The organism is Roseixanthobacter finlandensis (assembly GCF_043195105.2).
Classification (GTDB): Bacteria; Pseudomonadota; Alphaproteobacteria; order Rhizobiales; family Xanthobacteraceae; genus NCEH01.
This window is the reverse complement of record NZ_CM195536.1, coordinates 3,273,144-3,290,420: the sequence shown is the minus strand read 5'-3', so window position 1 is coordinate 3,290,420 and position 17,277 is coordinate 3,273,144. Positions and strand designations below refer to the sequence as shown.

15 protein-coding genes are annotated in these 17,277 nt (G+C 67.3%); 9 read left to right on the top strand and 6 right to left on the bottom strand.

Translation table 11 applies throughout. The features are described from left to right. Positions 1-15: 15 nt before the first annotated feature. Complete coding sequence (locus V5G24_RS15585) at positions 16-954, bottom strand: LysR family transcriptional regulator (RefSeq protein ID WP_394081358.1); 939 nt, start codon at positions 952-954, stop codon at positions 16-18. 226 nt (positions 955-1,180) lie between these two features. Between V5G24_RS15585 and V5G24_RS15580 the strand changes: the two genes are divergently transcribed. Further along, positions 1,181-1,351, top strand: coding sequence for a hypothetical protein (locus V5G24_RS15580; protein WP_394081360.1), 171 nt, complete (start codon positions 1,181-1,183; stop codon positions 1,349-1,351). Positions 1,352-1,381: 30 nt separating this feature from the next. Then, the gene (locus tag V5G24_RS15575) at positions 1,382-2,038 is read left to right on the top strand and encodes a DUF2865 domain-containing protein (protein ID WP_394081362.1); all 657 of its coding nucleotides are present in this window, start codon (positions 1,382-1,384) and stop codon (positions 2,036-2,038) included. A 40-nt stretch (positions 2,039-2,078) separates the two neighbouring features. On the opposite strand, the gene V5G24_RS15570 is transcribed toward V5G24_RS15575, so the two are convergent. Continuing rightward, positions 2,079-3,278 (bottom strand): coiled-coil domain-containing protein, encoded by a 1,200-nt coding sequence (locus V5G24_RS15570; protein WP_394081364.1) that lies wholly within the window; start codon positions 3,276-3,278, stop codon positions 2,079-2,081. Positions 3,279-3,361: 83 nt separating this feature from the next. Further along, positions 3,362-4,030, bottom strand: coding sequence for a DUF1134 domain-containing protein (locus V5G24_RS15565; protein ID WP_394081366.1), 669 nt, complete (start codon positions 4,028-4,030; stop codon positions 3,362-3,364). Between the two features lie 293 nt (positions 4,031-4,323). On the opposite strand from V5G24_RS15565, the gene chpT reads away from it, so the two are divergent. The 3 genes from chpT to V5G24_RS15550 all read left to right on the top strand — a co-directional run bounded on the left by chpT (position 4,324) and on the right by V5G24_RS15550 (position 6,952). After that, positions 4,324-4,983 (top strand): histidine phosphotransferase ChpT, encoded by a 660-nt coding sequence (gene chpT / locus V5G24_RS15560; RefSeq protein WP_394081368.1) that lies wholly within the window; start codon positions 4,324-4,326, stop codon positions 4,981-4,983. Positions 4,984-5,172: 189 nt separating this feature from the next. Beyond that, positions 5,173-6,180: an LLM class flavin-dependent oxidoreductase gene (locus V5G24_RS15555; protein ID WP_394081370.1), complete on the top strand. Its 1,008-nt coding sequence runs from the start codon at positions 5,173-5,175 to the stop codon at positions 6,178-6,180. A gap of 70 nt (positions 6,181-6,250) precedes the next feature. Then, positions 6,251-6,952: a sulfite oxidase-like oxidoreductase gene (locus V5G24_RS15550; RefSeq protein ID WP_394081372.1), complete on the top strand. Its 702-nt coding sequence runs from the start codon at positions 6,251-6,253 to the stop codon at positions 6,950-6,952. A 20-nt stretch (positions 6,953-6,972) separates the two neighbouring features. On the opposite strand, the gene V5G24_RS15545 is transcribed toward V5G24_RS15550, so the two are convergent. Further along, complete coding sequence (locus V5G24_RS15545) at positions 6,973-7,608, bottom strand: MarC family protein (protein ID WP_394081374.1); 636 nt, start codon at positions 7,606-7,608, stop codon at positions 6,973-6,975. 113 nt (positions 7,609-7,721) lie between these two features. Here V5G24_RS15545 and V5G24_RS15540 point away from each other — a divergent pair, with 113 nt between their 5' ends. Beyond that, positions 7,722-8,270 (top strand): NADPH-dependent FMN reductase, encoded by a 549-nt coding sequence (locus tag V5G24_RS15540; RefSeq protein ID WP_394081376.1) that lies wholly within the window; start codon positions 7,722-7,724, stop codon positions 8,268-8,270. Positions 8,271-8,282: 12 nt separating this feature from the next. On the opposite strand, the gene queD is transcribed toward V5G24_RS15540, so the two are convergent. Continuing rightward, the gene (gene queD, locus V5G24_RS15535; RefSeq protein WP_394081378.1) at positions 8,283-8,639 is read right to left on the bottom strand and encodes a 6-carboxytetrahydropterin synthase QueD; all 357 of its coding nucleotides are present in this window, start codon (positions 8,637-8,639) and stop codon (positions 8,283-8,285) included. 21 nt (positions 8,640-8,660) lie between these two features. After that, the gene (gene queE / locus V5G24_RS15530; protein WP_394081380.1) at positions 8,661-9,296 is read right to left on the bottom strand and encodes a 7-carboxy-7-deazaguanine synthase; all 636 of its coding nucleotides are present in this window, start codon (positions 9,294-9,296) and stop codon (positions 8,661-8,663) included. Between the two features lie 279 nt (positions 9,297-9,575). Here queE and V5G24_RS15525 point away from each other — a divergent pair, with 279 nt between their 5' ends. From V5G24_RS15525 to V5G24_RS15515, 3 genes are all read left to right on the top strand, one after another. Next, entirely contained in the window at positions 9,576-10,523 is a 948-nt protein-coding gene (locus V5G24_RS15525) for a ring-cleaving dioxygenase (protein WP_394081382.1), read from the top strand. A 456-nt stretch (positions 10,524-10,979) separates the two neighbouring features. Continuing rightward, positions 10,980-12,878, top strand: a complete 1,899-nt coding sequence (mutL, locus tag V5G24_RS15520) for a DNA mismatch repair endonuclease MutL (protein ID WP_394081384.1) — start codon at positions 10,980-10,982, stop codon at positions 12,876-12,878. A 500-nt stretch (positions 12,879-13,378) separates the two neighbouring features. After that, positions 13,379-17,134 carry a vitamin B12-dependent ribonucleotide reductase gene (locus tag V5G24_RS15515; protein ID WP_394081386.1) on the top strand — a complete coding sequence of 1,252 codons (3,756 nt, stop codon included), beginning with the start codon at positions 13,379-13,381 and terminating at the stop codon, positions 17,132-17,134. Positions 17,135-17,277 lie beyond the last annotated feature (143 nt).

Below are 17,277 nucleotides of genomic sequence, written 5' to 3'. Positions count from 1 at the left end.
GCTCGGAGCGCCGCGCTACGGCTTGAGGGCGGCGAGCGCGGGATCGCGCTCCATGATCAGATTCTGTTCCAGCCGAGGCGCGATGCGCCGGGCTTCCGCCACCAGCGCCGCGGTGATGGGCGTGGTCGGCTCGCGATGCGGCACCACGAGCCCGATGGAATGGGTGATGTCCGGCTCGACGATGGGGATAGAGCGGACGATCGAGGTCAGCCCCAGCGAATCCGCCAGCATGGCCGGCATGACGCTCGCCCAATGGCCGGTGCGCACATGCGTGAACAGCACGATCATGGAATTGGATTCCAACGACGGCTTGGGCGGGCTGCCGCTGACGCTCAGCATGCCGTCGATGATGCGGCGGTTCTGCATGTCCGGCGTCAGCAGGCACAGCGGCAGGCCGGCGATCTCGGCCCATGTCACTTCCTCGCGATCACCGTATTTGGCGTCTGGCGAGGTGACGAGGCGATAGCGCTCGCGATAGAGCGGCACGGTGTTCACCCGGCCGAGCGGTTCATTGTCCAGATAGGTCAGCCCCGCGTCGATCTCCAGATTTTCGAGATGGTTGAGGATCTCGATGGAGGTGCGCGAGATGATGGTGAAGCGCACGTCGGGATGGCGCGCGCGGAACGGCGTGGTGAGCGCCGCCACCATCGGCAGGGCGGTGGGAATGGCGGCGATGCGCAGCGGGCCGGAAAGGCCGCGCTTCAGCGCGTCGATGTCCTGCCGCATGGCGCGCGAATCGGCCACGATGCGGCGGGCCCATTCCAGCGTGCGCTCCCCCTCCGGCGTGAAGCCCATGAAGCGCGAGCCGCGCTGCACCAGGAGCACGCCGAGCGTGTCTTCCAATTGCTTGATGCCCGCCGACAAGGTCGGCTGCGTGACGCCGCAGGCTTCGCCGGCGCGGCCGAAATGGCGCTCGCGCGCAAGGGCGATCAGATATTCGAGTTTGTCGATCATGTCGCCGTTTCAACGCATAAGCTGACCTAAGGTCCCGTTCCTTCGCCCGGATTGGCGCGCGCTGCAAGCCACAAGCACGTGGCGCTGAAGAAAGCGGACGGAGCGCCGGTCTGTCGCCGGCGCTTGATATGATGGGAGTGATGGAACTGTGTGGTTAATAAGGCGTTCCCATGGCAGCCCTCCGAGATAAGAGCGGAGGAAGGCGAGGCACCGACGGAGTTTTGCCATGTCCATGATCGCACGCGCGCTGGTCATCGTCTCGATGATGGTGACCCTGGTTTCAGCTTCAGCTTTCGTTGTCTTGCCCGAGCTGGACGCCCCCGCGCCCAAGCAGCGCTATTTCGGCCCGAGTGCCTTCGCCTCGGTCGAAGCCCCCGCTCCTGCGTCCATTGGCTGAGCGACTTCGGTTCGAGAGCGGAGGGACGCCATGCGCACCGCATGGAAGCTTCAGGCGGCGGCCGTCCTGCTGGTCGCGTTCGGCGCCGGGCCGGCGGCGGCGCAGAGTCCCGGCGATTTCTTCGCCGCGCTGTTCGGCGGGATCATTCGCGCGGTGCCGATTGCTCCGCCTACGATCACGGTCACGCCCAGCACGGAGCCGCGCCGCAGCACTGGCGGCGGCGTCGCCTTCTGCGTGCGCACCTGTGACGGGCGCTATTTCCCCCTGTCCGGCGTCAGTTCCGGGCAGGAGGAGGGGCGCTGCGCCGCGCTCTGTCCGGCGGCGACTACCACAGTATTTCGCGGCGGGAGCATTGAGCACGCGACCGACCGCGCGGGTGCATCCTATGCCGACATGCCCAACGCCTTTTTGTACCGGACCAAGCTGACGGATGCCTGCACCTGCACCGGCAACGGGCCGCTCGGCCTCGCCGCCGTTCCGATCGAGGAGGACACCTCCTTGCAGAAGGGGGATATCGTGATGCAAGCGGACGGACCGCGCATCTTCGCCGGCGCCAAGGGCGGCGTGCCTTATTCGCCCGCCGCGTTCGTGCCGCCGGAGCGCTATCCCAGGATTTCCAGCGACCTTAAGCGCCGCATCCAGGATCTGATGGTCTCGCGCGGAGCCACCGGCAATTTCATTCGCTGACGAGGCGCGCGCTCGAGCGCCGAGGGCCGATACTGGCTGATTAGCCGGCGCGCTTGCGCCGGCCGGTGCTTGCCTTTTCCAAGGGCTCGGCCACTGGCGTCTCCGCCGGAAGAGCGGGGGCGATGGTCGGACCGCCGGCGAGGCCATTGGATGCGGAGGGCGCGGCAAGCGTCACCACCTGCTCAGCCAAGCCGGCAAGCGTCTTGCGCAGAAGATCGAGGTCTTCCTCGCGTTCCAGATGCGCATCCCGCTCGGCGCGGGCCTTGGCGAGGGCGGCTTCCATCATGGAATGATCGGCACGTAGCATGTCGAGCGCCTGCGACAGGCGTGTCTGCTGGGCCTGAGCGGCAGCAAACTCGTTCGCGCGCTGCTGGGACAGGGCCTGGAGAACGCCGCGGCTGGCTTCCAGGTCGGCCGTGCTGGCGGCGTGGCGGGTCGTGAGGCTCTCGATGTCGGCGGCTTGTGCCGACAGGGTGACGGCGCGTTCGGCGGCGAGGGCTTCGCTGGCGGCGAGGCGCTGGCTGGTGTCGGCCAGCGCCGCTTCCAGGCGAAGGCGCTCGGCTTCGGCGCTGGCGGCGGCGGCAGATGCGGCGGCCCGCTCGGTGGCCAGGGTGGCGCTGGTTTCGGCCAGGGCGGCGCGGACGGCCGCCAGGTCGGTGGAGAGCTGGGTGCGCTCCGCCTGAAGTGCGGCAATGTCCGCGACCCGCGCGGCGAGCTCCGTCTCGCGTGCAGCGAGGCGCGTGGCCAGATCGTCGGCACGGGCGGTGGTGGCCGCGAGCGTGCCGCGGGTCTGCGACAGGTCCGCGGCGGTCTGTTCCAGCGTTGTGGAGGTTTGCGCGAGTTGTGCGTTGCGCTCGATCAGGGCCGTCTGCTCGGCAGTGAAGCGCGCGTCCAGTTCGCCGTGGGCGAGGGTCAGTGCCTCATGGGCCGCGGTCTTGGCGGAGAGTGCCTTGTCCAGCTCGACCAACTGAAGACGCTGCTGCTCGATGGTACCGGCATGGGCGACCACGTTCTCGCGGACCGCGTCGAGTTGCAGTTCCAGCCGCCGCTGGTTGAGGGCGAAGCCGGCGCGCTGCTGGTCCTTCTCCGCCTGGATCTCGAACATGGATATGGGCACGGCCGCTTCGATGCGGCGCGTGGTGAGGCGCACCGCCCGATGCCAAACGGCAGGCAGCACCATTAGAGCCACGAGGGTCGCCCCAAGGACGCCCAGCGCGAAATACATGATCTGCTCGATCACGCGGAACCTACGCTTTCAACTGCAACGTCCTGATACATACGACGCCGCAGCGTTTCGTGCCAGCGGGTGAGAGGCCTGCGCGATCAGAACGGGTTCCAGGTGGCCTGTGGTGTGAATTTCAGATAGCCCACATTGGCGCCGAGCCGCACGCCGACGCCGGAGCGGATCGGCACCACGACGATATTGTCCGCGGTCAAGGCGGTCATTCCAAAGCCCGCGACGAAATAGGCCGAGCCGGAAATCCCGCCAAAGCGGCGGAACACATCGTCCACCGTGCGCAGATTATAGACCAGGACCATGGTGCGCGCGCCGTCGCCGCCGAAATCCCAGCCGATCGACGGCCCCTGCCAGAACACCTTGAGGTCGCCCGCGTTGCGGGTATAAAGCGTGCCCTCGCCATAGCGCAGGCCGCCGACGAAGGCGCCGCCGCCTTCCTGGCCGAGGATGTAGCCGTTGGGCTGGCCCCACTGGCCGACCGCCTTCTCGATGGAAAGGGCGAGCCCGCGCGACACGCTGCCGAAGAAGGAATGCCCCTTGCTCACCAATTCGTTGGTGGAATAGGGGGCGGGCTGGGAATTAGGTTGGGCATAGCGGTTCTGCGCCGCATATTGCTGCTGCGCCGGCTGGCCCTGGGCATATTGCGGCGCCGGCTGCGGCTGCTGGGCATATTGGGCGGCGGCGGCGCTCGCGAACCCCACGCACAGCGTGGATGCGGCGGCGAGGCGGAGAAGGGCGGATCGCAGTGCGGTCATGAAGGTCTCGCGCTGGGCTTTCAAGGATCGCCGCGAATCGGCAGCGTAGGTTCGCCGATGACTGTGACGCAGAAAAGGCGCGAGGCAAGGCGTTCGGACCTTTCTGTCTGCCGGATGCGCTGTCATCATGGGTGTGCCGGGCCCTGACATTGCAGGATTCTCCCCGCGACCTATTCCAAAGCCGGCTTGTGGTGGGCGAAGGTGCGGGGTATCAGACCGCACTCGCTCCCGCGGGCATTGCCGGCTTCGCCTTCGCGGTGGGATCGGCCGGTCTCGCCGTCTACGGATCTGCCATGTCCCTTTCCGACGCCCCCGTGAAGCTTGCGGTCTCCCCCCTCGATCTCGCGGCGCTGCTGTGTTCGCGCGTGTGCCATGATGTCATCAGCCCGGTGGGCGCGATCGTCAACGGCCTGGAAGTGCTCGAGGATGAGGACGCGCCCGACATGCGCGAGGTCGCGCTCGACCTGATCGCGAAGAGCGCGCGCCAAGCTTCCGCGCGGCTGCAATTCACCCGCCTTGCCTTCGGCGCCGCCGGGTCCGCCGGGGCCACCATCGATCTCAGCGACGCCGACCAGGTGGTGCGCGGCATGATGGAGGATTCCCGCACCAGGATCGAATGGACCCTGCCGCGCGAGTTCCAGCCCAAGAACCGGGTGAAGCTGCTGCTAAATCTGGTGCTGCTGGCCGGCACAACCATTCCGCGTGGCGGCGTGATCAAGGTGGACGTGGCGCCGGGCGGGGTGGAGAAGGGGTTCGTCATCACCACCAACGGCGTCAGCGCGCGCATCCCGCAGACGGTGCCGGCTTTGATCGCCGGCGGCATCCCCGACGGCGGGCTCGATGCCCACGCCATCCAGCCCTATTACGCCGGTCTTCTCGCCCGCGATTGCGGCATTTCCGTCGATTTCGCCATCGATGGCGAGACCGTGACGCTCAGCGCTTTGGCCGCCTGACCGGGCCTCGGGGAGGCCGACCGGCGGGTGCCGCCTACCGCCCGGCGATGTGCTCGCGCGGCGGGTCGCCCTTGTTTTTCCGCTCCGGGGTCCCAATCTCTCGTGGCGCCGGTGGGGGCGCATGTCTGCCGGCGAGTTGAGATGCCGCGGGCGCAGCCATGACGCCCGCACCCACGGAGCGCACAATCCATGCCCCCTCTTTCCATTCTCGACCTTGCCCCCGTTCCCGATGGCGGAACACCGGCCGATGCCCTGGCGCGTTCGCTTGATCTCGCCCGCCATGCGGAGGCCTGGGGATACCCCCGCTTCTGGCTGGCCGAACACCACAATATGATCGGCATCGCCAGCGCGGCGACTTCGGTGGTGATCGGCCATGTGGCCGGCGGCACGAAGACCATCCGGGTCGGGGCGGGGGGCATCATGCTGCCCAATCATTCGCCCCTGGTCATCGCCGAGCAGTTCGGCACCCTCGCAACGCTATTTCCCGGCCGCATCGATCTTGGCCTCGGGCGTGCGCCCGGAACCGATCAGCGCACGCTGCGGGCGCTGCATCGCGACCCTGCCTCATCCGACCGTTTTCCCCAGGATGTTCTGGAATTGCAGGCGCTTCTGGGGCCGGCGCGGCCCGACCAGGTGATCCGTGCGGTGCCCGGCACCGGCACCAACGTGCCGCTGTGGATCCTGGGCTCCAGCCTGTTCGGGGCGCAGCTGGCGGGCATGCTCGGCCTGCCTTATGCGTTCGCCTCCCATTTCGCCCCGGACGCTTTGCTCCAGGCGCTGGAGGTTTATCGCGCGCGGTTCGAGCCCTCGGCGCAGCTGGACAAGCCCCATGCCATGGTTGGCGTGAATGTGATCGCCGCCGATACCGATGCGGAGGCGAAGCGCCTGTTCACCTCCGCCCAGCAGGCCTTCACCAATATGTTCCGGGGCACCCGCGGCCTGCTGCCCCGGCCGATCGACGATATCGAGACCTATTGGTCGCCCATGGAAAAGAGCCAGGCGTCCGGCATGCTTGCGTGCTCGGTGGTCGGTGGCCCCGCCACGGTCCGGTCCGGGCTCGAACGCCTTCTGGAACAGACCCGGGCCGATGAATTCATGGTCGCGGCGGCGATCCACGACCATGGGGCGCGGCTGCGCAGCTATGAAATCCTCGCCGAAGTCGGCGCCGTCGCCCCGCGCACGCCGGTCCTTGCTTGAGGGCCGGGCCGAGCTGTGGGAGGCTGATGCGCCAGCGCGACCAAGCGCATGCCTTTGAATGGAGCGGGTTATGACTGACGATTCTTCGCCTTCCCCCTCCGATCCTGTTGCCGCCGATTCCGCCCCCGAGACGGCGGAGACCAAGCTGACCCGCACCAAGCAGCGCTGGGCTAAGGAAGGCCGCTTCCTGACCGGGCGGATTTCCCGCCCGGAGGCGGAGCGCCTGCCGCCCGGCCAGCATCTGGTAAAAGACTGGCCGGTGCTGGATCTCGGCACGCAGCCCTTCGTCTCGCCCATGTCCTGGCGGCTGGATGTGGACGGGCTGGTGGAACATCCGCTCTCCTGGGATTGGGCCGCCTTCCGCGCCCAGCCGCAGACCCATGAGGTCAGCGACATCCATTGCGTCACCACCTGGTCGCGCTACGACAATGGGTGGGACGGGGTTTCCACCCGCGATTTGCTCGCAATGGTTGAACCGACGCCGGAGGCGCGGTTCGTGCTGCTTTACAGCTATGACGGGTACACAACCAACCTGCCGCTGGAGGATTTCGCCGCGCCGGACGCGATCCTCGCCCACAGCTGGCAGGGCGAAGCGCTGACGCGCGAGCATGGCGGCCCCATGCGGCTGGTGGTGCCGCATCTGTATTTCTGGAAGAGCGCCAAGTGGTTGAAGCGCATAGAATTCCTACCGGCCGACACGCTCGGCTTCTGGGAGGAGCGGGGCTATCACGAGCGCGGCGACCCGTGGATGGAACAGCGCTATTCGGACTGAGCGCGCCCCGCGCCCCGGCCTCAGATCGGCGGCAGGTGCAGCCATCTTGCGAGCGCGGTCAGCACGATGTCCACCGAAAGGGCGGCCAGCACCAGGCCCATGATGCGGCGGATCAGGTTTGCGCCTGCGCTGCCGATGAGCTTGAGCACGTAATCCCCCAAGAAGAACAGCACCGCCATGAGGCCCATGAGCAGGGCCAGCACGGAGATCGTCACCGCTTGGTGTTCCAGCACCCCGCGGTTGTTGTCGGCAAGGATGACCACGGACAGGATCGCACCCGGCCCGGCAATGATAGGGATCGCAAGGGGATAGACCGCGAGCGCGGCGATATTCTTGTCGGCATCCACGTCCAGGGTGGGCGCGGGATGGGGATCGGAAAAGATCATGCCGGTGGCGAAGATGAACAGGATAAGCCCGCCGGCGATCTGGAACGACAGCACCGACACATGCATGGCATCCAGCAGCGCCCGGCCCGCGACGGCGAAGAAGACCAAAATCAGGAATGCAAAGAAGCAGCACAGAAGCGCCGTCTTGCGGCGCTGGACGGGGGGCATTTCCGCCGTCGTCGCGACGAACATGGATAGGTGGCTTACCGGTTCCAGCACAGCCCAGAGGGTCACGAACTGGGTGAGGAATAGATCGTAATCTTCAAGCATGCCGCCGCCCCATGTATCGACGCGGCGAACGTGCAATAATTCATCGGCCGGCGCCACAATTGTGTGGTTCCCCGCGCACCAGCGCAGCCGGCGATGCGGCAAAAGGAGCGGCCATGAAATGGGTTGTCTGGGTCGGCAGCGTGCGCAAGGGCTCTTACAACGCGGCAGTTGCCCGTGCCCTTCAATCCCTCGCGCCGGTGGGCGTCGAGGTGGAAATGCTACCTTCGGTTGCGGAACTGCCCATCTATGACGCCGATATCCAGGCGGAAGGGTTTCCCCCCGCCGTCACGGACCTTGGCGCGGCGCTGAAGGCCGCCGACGGGCTGATCATCGTGACGCCGGAATATAATTATTCGGTGCCCGGCGGGCTCAAGAACGCCATCGACTGGGTCTCCCGTCTTCCTTCCAAGCCATTGAAGGAAAAGCCGGTTCTCATCCAATCGGCGTCCATGGGCGTGTTCGGCGGGGCGCGGGCGCAATATCATCTGCGCCAGATCCTGGTGTTTCTCGACTCTTTCGTGATGAACGTGCCCGAGGTGATGGTGGGGCAGGCCCAGCACAAGGTGAACGAACAGGGCGAGCTTTCCGACGCCGGCACCCGCGAGTTCATCGCCGGCCAGCTCAAGGCGTTCGAAGCCTATGTCCGGCGGGTCGCGCCCTGATCTCCGGGGCGTTCAGGCGCCCTGGTATTCCGCCCAAGACATTGGCGTTTCAAACACTTTTACCGCGAATAGGGTGGGCAGGGCGGGCTTGGCACGGTCCCAGATCCACATGGCGATATGCTCGGCGGTGGGATTCTCCAGACCTTCGATCTCGTTCAGGCAATAATGGTCCAACCGCTTGAGAAGCGGGGCAAAAGCGGCTTCCACGTCGAAGAAATCGACGACGAAGCCGCTCACCGGATCCACCGGCCCGTCCAGCACAAGTTCCACCCGGTAGGAATGGCCGTGCATGCGAAAGCAGCGGTGCGTCTGCGGCACGTTGGGCAGGCGGTGGGCGGCTTCGAAGGTGAAGGCCTGGGTGATCTTCATGGGCACATGCTCGGTAAAAACCTAAGGGATTCCAACCATTTTGTGGGTCTGAACGCTGAGGCGCCAGCGTGGATGGTCAAGGCAATAGGCGACCGCCGCGGCGGTGTTCTCCACCCGGCGAGGGCCATCCATAGGTTGCAGGAAGAAATGGGCGAAATCCAGTCCGTCCAAAGTATCCGGCACAATCCCAGATTGCGGATAGACCAGCTTCAGCTCCTGCCCGCGCTTCAGCACCAGATCGGCGCCGGCTTTCGGACTGACGCAGATCCAGTCGATCCCGTCCGGCGGCGCGAGCGTGCCATTGGTCTCGATGGCGATCTCGAAGCCGCGCGCATGGGCCGCCGCGACCAGAGTAGAATCCAGCTGTAGCAAGGGTTCTCCGCCGGTGAACACCACATAGCGGCGCTCATATCCACCTGCGCCCCACACCCGGACCAGGGCGTCCGCGAGCGCCTCCGCATCGGCGAACCGGCCGCCGCCGTCGCCGTCCATGCCAATGAAATCGGTGTCGCAGAAGCGGCAGATGGCGGTATCTCGATCCTGCTCACGGCCCGACCACAGGTTGCAGCCGGCAAAGCGGCAGAACACCGCCGCCCGCCCCGCCTGGGCGCCCTCGCCCTGGAGGGTCTTGAACATTTCCTTCACCGCATAGGCCATGGCGGGCCTCATAACCCATTTTGCCGCGAAAGGGCAGATGGGCGCGCGCCGCCGACGAACCCCCGGTTTGAAGCGCTTGGCCGCGCTTCTCCGCGCCTTCGCGGGCGCTATTTCATGAAAGGTTCGGCGAATGTCCACATGCGCCGGTGCAAACTTCCTTTGCGAAGGCGCGGCTCGCACCGCGCGACGCGCCCCCTTAAGTAAAGCGCCATGGACCCGGCCGACAGCGCCGGATCGAGACCCCAATCGGGCGGCGGGACGTCGCCTCGGGAGACGGCTATGGAACTCACCGGCATCCACCACCTCACCGCCATCACGGCGGATGCTCCGTACAATCATGATTTCTACACCAAGACGCTGGGAATGCGGCTGGTGAAAAAGACCGTGAACCAGGACGACACCTCGGCCTACCACCTCTTCTATGCGGACGGCGAGGCCAACCCCGGCACCGACCTCACCTTCTTCGATTGGCCGGTGATGCCGGAGAAGCGCGGCACCAATGCGGTGGTGCGCACCGGCCTGCGCGTGCGGGACGAGGCCGCGCTCGACTATTGGGCGCAGCGCCTCGCCGATGCCGGGGTGAAGGCCGACCCCATCGCCGAGCGGGACGGGCGGGCGACGCTCGACCTTCAGGATCGCGAAGGGCAGCGCCTGAGCCTGATCGTCGATGGCGGGCAGGGCCCCGGCATCGCCTGGGACCGCAGCCCGGTGCCCGCCGCCCACCAGATCCGCGGCCTCGGGCCGATCACGCTCAGCGTGCCGGACCTCGCGCCCACAGATGGCGTGCTGACCGGCCTGATGGGCATGCGCAAGGCGCGCAGCTTCGCCGGGCCGGACGGGGTGGAGACGCTCGTCTATGAGATGGGCGCCGGCGGTCCCTCGGCCGAGGTGCAGGTGCGCGTCGACAAGGGCATGGGCCGGGCGCGGCAGGGCGCAGGCGCGGTGCATCACGTGGCGTTCCGCGTGCCCACCTTCGCCGATTACGATGCCTGGGCGGCGCGGCTGCGGGAATTCGGCATGCCGTCCTCCGGGCCGGTGGACCGCTTCTATTTCCGCAGCCTCTATTTCCGCGAGCCCAACGGCATCCTGTTCGAGCTGGCCACCGACGAACCCGGCTTCACCGCCGACGAGCCCTTGGCGACGCTGGGCGAAAAGCTCTCGCTCCCGCCGTTCCTGGAGGCGCGCCGGGCGCAGATCGAAGCGGGGCTGAAGCCGCTGGTGGCGTGAATTTGGAGCCTTCCCCCTCACCCGCCCGCTGCGCGGTCGACCTCTCCCCGTCGGGGAGAGGTGAGGGTCCCGGCCGGTAAGGCGCCCAACGCCGCAAGAAGCCCCCTCTCCCCGACGGGGAGAGGGCAGGGGTGAGGGGGCGTGGCCTGAGAAAGGGCCGGCGCGGCTGGTCTTACCGGACAGGCTCAGCCCCCTCACCCGCCCGCTTCGCGGTCGACCTCTCCCCCTCGGGGAGAGGTGAGGGCTCGGCCGGTGCGGCGTGCGGCGTCCCGAGAAGCCCCCTCTCCCCGACGGGGAGAGGGCTGGGGTGAGGGGGCGCGGCCGGAGAACGCGCGCCGGGGAGAAGGGCTTCGCGCAAGAAGGCCCCCGTGGATCACGGGGACGGCGCCTCCCGCGCCCTGCCAACACGTCTCACCTGCGCTATCCTGTGCGGCCATCCTCGCGAGTCGTTTTCCCATGGCCATCCGCCGCCTGCCGCCTGTCCTGATCGACCGCATCGCCGCCGGCGAGGTGGTGGAGCGGCCGGCTGCGGCGGTGAAGGAGATCGTCGAGAATGCGCTCGATGCCGGGGCGGGCGCCATCGAGGTGGTGATCGACGGTGGCGGGCGCAGGCTCATTCGCGTCACCGACGATGGCGGCGGCATGGGGCCGGACGAACTCTCGCTGGCGATCGAGCGGCACGCCACCTCCAAGCTGCCGACGGAAGATTTGCTCTCCATCTCCACCCTGGGTTTCAGGGGCGAGGCGCTGCCCTCCATCGGCGCGGTGGCGCGGCTTGCCATCACCAGCCGGCCGGCGGGTGCGCCCCATGCCTATGAAATCCGGGTGGAAGGTGGCGTGGTCGCGCCGCCGCGCCCCGCCGCGCTCAATGGCGGCACGCGGGTGGAGGTGCGCGACCTGTTCTTCGCCACCCCGGCGCGGCTGAAATTCCTGAAATCCGACCGGGCGGAAAGCGCCGCCGCGCTCGATGTGGTGCGCCGCCTCGCGCTGGCGCGCCCCGATGTCGCCTTCACGATTGTCGCCGAGGAGCGCGGCCCCATGACCTATCCCGCCCGCACGGCTGATGATGCCGGCCGGGCGCTACGCATCGCCGATGTGCTGGGGGCGGAGGCGGGGCACAATGTGATTGCCGTGCGCGGCGAGCGGGGCGGGGCGGTGCTGGAGGGGCTGGCGGGCCTGCCCACCTTCTCCAAGGCCAATTCGCTGTCCCAATATGTGTTCGTGAACGGCCGCCCGGTGCGCGACAAGCTGCTGATGGGCGCCATCCGCGGCGCCTATGCGGACCTTTTGCCGTCCGACCGCCACCCCCTGCTGGCGTTGTTCATCCGCCTCGATCCGCGCGAGGTGGATGTGAACGTCCATCCCGCCAAGACCGAGGTGCGGTTTCGCGACGGCGGCAACATCCGCGCGCTGATCGTGCGCACGCTCTCCGATGCGCTCGCGCTTCGGGCGCCGCGCACCGCGGGCAGCATGGCCGACCGGCTGGTGGCGTTTGCCCGGCCGCAGGAACAGGCGCACGCCATGCCTTTGCGCAGTGGAGGCGGCGCGTTGGCGTCCGGGACGGCCTGGACGCCGCGCTTCATCGAGCCGCGCCCCTCGCCCGCCGCGCCTTATGATTGGCGCAGCTCGCCGGCGCGGCCTTTCGGGGACGAGGGATTTTCCGAAAGCGGGGAGGGCGTTGGGCCGCTCCCGGGCCTCCAGGGCCTGCTGGACGTGGGCGCGCCCACCGCCGATGCCCGCCCCGCCGCAACCCCCATGGATGGGGCGGACCTGGACAAGCCGCTCGGCGCCGCGCGGGCGCAATTGCACGAGACCTATATCGTCGCCCAGACCCGCGACGGCGTGATCCTGGTGGACCAGCACGCCGCCCATGAGCGGCTCGTCTATGAGAAGCTCAAGGCCGCGCTCGCCCGCGACGGGGTCGCCCGCCAGGGCTTGCTGGTGCCGGTGGTGGTGGACCTGGAGGCCGCCGAGGCGGACCGGCTGACCGAGCGGGCGGAGGATCTTTCCGCCCTCGGCTTGGTGGTGGAGAGCTTCGGCCCCGGCGCCGTGCTGGTGCGCGAGGTGCCGGCCCTGCTGAAGGACGGCGACGTGACGCGCCTCGTGCGCGATCTCGCCGAGCATGCGGCGGAATGGGACGATGCCCTGCCGCTGGAACGTCGCCTGCTGCATGTGGCCGCCACCATGGCGTGCCACGGTTCCGTGCGCGCCGGGCGCCGATTGAAGGTGGAGGAGATGAACGCCCTTCTCCGCGAGATGGAATCGACCCCTAATGCGGGGGAGTGCAATCACGGCCGGCCGACCTTCGTCAGCCTGTCGCTGAAGGACATGGAAAAATTGTTCGCCCGGCGGTGAGGACCTACCAGGGCTAGTGGGCTCCATTCTCCCTCCCCCTTGCGGGGGAGGGTGAAACCCCTGCGGGGAAGGGCGAGTCGGGCGGGCGCAAGCGCTTTCTGACCGCGGCGAAAAAATGGCGCGCATATGGTTCGCCGGCTGTGGATGACGTGCATAAGACGGCCCGCGCGCCGGGGCCGCTATCCACAGGGCGAGTGCCCCGGAAACGCCACGCCCGCAAGGGCGTTAGGACTTTATTAACAGGCTGTGGTCCACTATATTTAGTAGGCGAACGGCCTCGTTGGCCCCAAATCTGTGTTTGCGGAATCGGCAGACTCGCTCTAGCGTTAGTCACCTCAGCGGCGGACAAATCCTCAAGGCTTCGGCCCGGACCCGACCGTCGCGGTTCCCCAATCCAGCAGTCCGGCCAGGGACGGCGCGCGCCGCCGTACCCGTTTTGTTGCGTACCGGTTGCGCCCTTTGAGCTAATATGTGCCCCCCGGGGGCGAGGAGCTTCGGTCATGCGCGTTGAACGCCGCTACACCACGGATGGACAGTCTCCCTACGCGGCCATTCCGTTCCGCGAGACGGTGAGCGAGATCCGCAATCCGGACGGTTCGGTGGTCTTCCGCCAGGAAGGCATCGAAGTTCCGGCCCAATTCTCCCAGGTCGCGAGCGATATTCTCGCGCAGAAATATTTCCGCCGCGCCGGCGTCCCCGCGCGCCTCAAGAAGGTGGAGGAGAATGCCGTCCCCTCCTTCCTGTGGCGCTCGGTGGCGGATGAGGCGGCGCTTGCCGGCCTGCCGAAGGACCAGCGCACCATCGGCGAAATCTCCGCCAAGCAGGTGTTCGACCGTCTCGCCGGCACCTGGACCTATTGGGGCTGGAAGGGCGGCTATTTCGACACGGAAGGCGACGCCCAGGCGTTCTTCGACGAGCACCGCTACATGCTCGCCATGCAGATGGTGGCGCCCAATTCCCCGCAATGGTTCAACACCGGCCTGCATTGGGCCTATGGCATCGACGGGCCGGGGCAGGGCCATTTCTACGTCGACCACGAGAGCGGGGAGCTGACCGCCTCCACCTCGGCCTATGAGCATCCCCAGCCGCACGCCTGCTTCATCCAGTCGGTGGCGGACGATCTCGTCGGCGACGGCGGCATCATGGATCTGTGGGTGCGCGAGGCGCGCCTGTTCAAGTATGGCTCCGGCACCGGCTCGAACTTCTCGTCCCTGCGCGGCGAGGGCGAGAAGCTCTCCGGCGGCGGGCGCTCGTCCGGCCTCATGAGCTTCCTGAAGATCGGCGATCGCGCCGCCGGCGCCATCAAGTCGGGCGGCACCACGCGCCGCGCCGCCAAGATGGTGGTGGTGGATGCGGACCATCCCGATATCGAATCCTATGTGGACTGGAAGGTCGCAGAAGAGCAGAAGGTCGCCGCGCTGGTCACCGGCTCCAAGATCAATGCCAAGCACCTGAAAGCCGTGCTCAAGGCGTGCGTGAATTGCGACGGCAATGGCGACGATTGCTTCGATCCGGAGAAGAACCCGGCCCTGAAGCGCGAGATCAAGGCCGCCCGCAAGGCCTGCGTCGCCGACGCCGCGATCCGCCGCATCATCCAATATGGCCGCCAGGGCTATAAGGACCTGGATCTGGCCATCTATGACACCGATTGGGACGGCGAAGCCTATCTGACGGTGGCGGGGCAGAATTCCAACAATTCGGTGCGCGTCACCGACGACTTCCTGCGCGCCGTGGAAGCCGATGCCGACTGGAACCTGATCCGCCGCACCGACGGCAAGGTCTCAAAGACCATCAAGGCCCGCGAATTGTGGGAGAAGATCGGCTCGGCCGCGTGGCATTGCGCTGATCCCGGCATCCAGTTCCACACCGCCGTGAACGATTGGCACACCTGCCCGGCGGGCGGCGAGATCCGCGCCTCCAATCCGTGCTCGGAATATATGTTCCTGGACGACACGGCCTGCAATCTCGCCTCCCTGAACCTGCTGCAGTTCCGTGCCCCCTCCCAACCCTCCCCCGCGGGCGGGGGAGGGCACGGGTGGGGGTTCGACGTGGAAAGCTTCGAGCATGCGGTGCGGCTGTGGACCGTGGTGCTGGAAATCTCCGTGCTGATGGCGCAATTCCCCTCGCGCCGCATCGCCGAGCTCTCCTATGAATACCGCACCCTCGGCCTCGGCTATGCCAATATCGGCGGCCTGCTGATGTCGTCCGGCATTCCCTATGACTCGGCCGAGGGCCGCGCCATCGGCGGCGCCATCTCGGCGATCATGACCGGCATCTGCTATGCCACCTCGGCGGAGATGGCGGGCCAGCTCGGCACCTTCCCGGCCTATGACGCCAATGCAACGTCCATGCTGCGGGTGATCCGCAACCATCGCCGCGCCGCCTATGGCGAAGCGTCGGGCTATGAGGGCCTCTCGGTTAACCCGGTGCCGCTCGACCACGGCTCGATCAAGGATGCCCGCCTTTCCGCCCATGCCAGGAGCGCGTGGGACAAGGCGCTCGCCGGCGGCGAGGCGAACGGCTATCGCAACGCCCAGGTTTCGGTGATCGCCCCCACCGGCACCATCGGCCTGGTGATGGATTGCGACACCACCGGCATCGAGCCCGACTTCGCCTTGGTGAAGTTCAAGAAGCTGGCCGGCGGCGGCTATTTCAAGATCATCAACCGCGCCGTGCCCGAGGCGCTGCGCGCGCTCGGCTATGGCGAAGCGCAGATCGCCGAGATCGAGGCCTATGCGGTGGGCCACGGCTCGCTCGCCCAGGCCCCGGCCATCAACCACACGACGCTGCGCGCCAAGGGCTTCGACGATGCGGCGCTGGCCAAGGCGGAAGCCGCGGTGAAGAGCGCGTTCGACATCAAGTTCGCCTTCAACCGCTGGACCTTCGGCGAGGACTTCCTGGTGAAGTCGCTCGGCGTCGCCCCGGCCCAGCTTGCCGATGCGAAGTTCGACCTTTTGGCCCATCTCGGCTTCTCCAAGGCCGACATCGACGTGGCGAACGTGCATATCTGCGGCGCCATGACCCTGGAGGGCGCGCCCTTCCTGAAGGCCGAGCACCTGCCGGTGTTCGATTGCGCCTCGCCGTGCGGGCGCATCGGCAAGCGGTCGCTGTCGGTGGAAAGCCACATCCGCATGATGGCGGCGGCGCAGCCCTTCATCTCGGGCGCCATCTCCAAGACCATCAACATGCCGAACGACGCCACGGTGGACGATTGCAAGGAGGCCTATCTGCTCTCCTGGCGCCTCGCGCTGAAGGCCAATGCGCTGTATCGCGACGGTTCCAAGCTCTCCCAGCCGCTCAATGCCCAGCTCGTGGCGGACGATGAGGACGAGGAGGATGCGGTCGAGGCGCTGGTCGCCCAGCCCGCCGCCGCCCGCACCACCACGGTCAGCGAGAAGATCGTCGAGCGGGTGATCGAGCGCATCGTCGAGCACCGGGTGCGCGAGCGCGAGAAGATGCCCGATCGCCGCAAGGGCTATACCCAGAAGGCGGTGGTCGGCGGCCACAAGCTCTATCTGCGCACCGGCGAATATGACGACGGCGCGCTCGGCGAGATCTTTATCGACATGCACAAGGAGGGCGCGGCCCTTCGCTCGCTGCTGAACAATTTCGCCATCGCGATTTCGCTCGGCCTGCAATATGGCGTGCCGCTGGAAGAATATGTCGACGCCTTCACCTTCACCCGCTTCGAGCCCGCCGGCCCGGTGCAGGGCAACGACACCATCAAATACGCCACCTCGATCCTGGACTATGTGTTCCGCGAACTGGCGGTGTCCTATCTCGGCCGCAGCGACCTCGGCCATGTGGAACCCTCGGAAACCGGCTTCGACGCGCTCGGCAAGGGCGTGGACGAGGGCAAGGCGCCGGCCTCGGCCGCCTCGCGCGTGGTTTCCAAGGGCCTGGTGCGCGGCAAGAATGTGAGCCTGCTCGCCACCCCGCCGTCCGAGCCGCGCGCGGCCAGCGACAATGTCACCATGCTGCGGGCCCGCACCGAGGGGGCGACCGCCCTCAAGGCCGAGCCGGAGGTTTCCCCCGCCCTGCGGGAGGAGGAGCTTCCCGAGGCGGCGCCGAGCCTTGAGATTTCGGTGTCGACCTCGCTCAACTGGGGCGCGGCGCGCAAGGCGGATCGTCGCGCCGAGGCCCGCGCCAAGGGCTATGAAGGCGAAGCCTGCCCCGAGTGCATGAACTTCACCATGGTGCGCAACGGCACCTGCCTGAAGTGCGACACCTGCGGCGGCACCACCGGCTGCAGCTGAACCGGGGGCAGATGAGGCGCGAGAGACCTCGGGTTCCGTACTCGGGACCCAAGGTTTCGTACGGAGCGTCTGGTAATGCCGTAAGAGGATCGCTGGGGATCCCGGTATTTGCGTTGTTTTGAAGCTTCCGGGCGGCCGCTGGG

Coding starts and splice junctions, on each gene's coding strand:
- V5G24_RS15565 (WP_394081366.1), bottom strand. CDS start 4,030: ATGACCGCACTGCGATCCGCCCTTCTCCGCCTCGCCGCCGCATCCACG.
- V5G24_RS15585 (WP_394081358.1), bottom strand. CDS start 954: ATGATCGACAAACTCGAATATCTGATCGCCCTTGCGCGCGAGCGCCAT.
- V5G24_RS15575 (WP_394081362.1), top strand. CDS start 1,382: ATGCGCACCGCATGGAAGCTTCAGGCGGCGGCCGTCCTGCTGGTCGCG.
- V5G24_RS15540 (WP_394081376.1), top strand. CDS start 7,722: ATGAAATGGGTTGTCTGGGTCGGCAGCGTGCGCAAGGGCTCTTACAAC.
- chpT (WP_394081368.1), top strand. CDS start 4,324: ATGTCCCTTTCCGACGCCCCCGTGAAGCTTGCGGTCTCCCCCCTCGAT.
- queE (WP_394081380.1), bottom strand. CDS start 9,296: ATGGCCTATGCGGTGAAGGAAATGTTCAAGACCCTCCAGGGCGAGGGC.
- V5G24_RS15580 (WP_394081360.1), top strand. CDS start 1,181: ATGTCCATGATCGCACGCGCGCTGGTCATCGTCTCGATGATGGTGACC.
- mutL (WP_394081384.1), top strand. CDS start 10,980: ATGGCCATCCGCCGCCTGCCGCCTGTCCTGATCGACCGCATCGCCGCC.
- V5G24_RS15550 (WP_394081372.1), top strand. CDS start 6,251: ATGACTGACGATTCTTCGCCTTCCCCCTCCGATCCTGTTGCCGCCGAT.
- V5G24_RS15555 (WP_394081370.1), top strand. CDS start 5,173: ATGCCCCCTCTTTCCATTCTCGACCTTGCCCCCGTTCCCGATGGCGGA.
- V5G24_RS15545 (WP_394081374.1), bottom strand. CDS start 7,608: ATGCTTGAAGATTACGATCTATTCCTCACCCAGTTCGTGACCCTCTGG.
- V5G24_RS15515 (WP_394081386.1), top strand. CDS start 13,379: ATGCGCGTTGAACGCCGCTACACCACGGATGGACAGTCTCCCTACGCG.
- queD (WP_394081378.1), bottom strand. CDS start 8,639: ATGAAGATCACCCAGGCCTTCACCTTCGAAGCCGCCCACCGCCTGCCC.
- V5G24_RS15525 (WP_394081382.1), top strand. CDS start 9,576: ATGGAACTCACCGGCATCCACCACCTCACCGCCATCACGGCGGATGCT.